Below are 404 nucleotides of genomic sequence, written 5' to 3'. Positions count from 1 at the left end.
CTCCAGCGCATCATTGATTTCCCCTTCAACACGTAGGCGGTGATCAATGGACTCCTGAAGCACATCATTATGGAAGCATATTTTTTTGTGGGGAGTCTTTTTCGCTTCATACATAGCGGCATCGGCGTGCTTAAGCAGTTCTATTGCATCGCAATCGAATTCGTTGATGACTGCTATGCCGATGCTCGCGTCGATACGGTAACGTCGGTCTGATAATTCAAAGTGTTTTTCAAGGTCTTTAAGGCTTCGTTGGGCAACTTGAAGAGCTTCTTGCTCTACTTGCTTGCGAGAGCTACTGAGGTCTTCAAGCAAAATAACAAACTCATCGCCACCAATCCTAGCGATGGTATCGACTTCTCTTATAGAGTTTTGAAGCCGCCGGGCCACGGATACCAGAAGTTTGT

Annotated in this window: 1 protein-coding gene; it reads right to left on the bottom strand. The window is 46.3% G+C overall.

All coding sequences use genetic code 11. The annotated features are described in order from the left end of the window. Positions 1-404, bottom strand: a 404-nt coding sequence (locus A3763_RS07625) for a diguanylate cyclase domain-containing protein (RefSeq protein ID WP_156494996.1), incomplete at both ends; no start/stop codon positions are given.

The sequence above is a fragment of the Oleiphilus sp. HI0128 genome (assembly GCF_001635365.1).
Note: the sequence above shows the minus strand (reverse complement) of the source record. Positions and strands in the feature narration are given on the sequence as shown.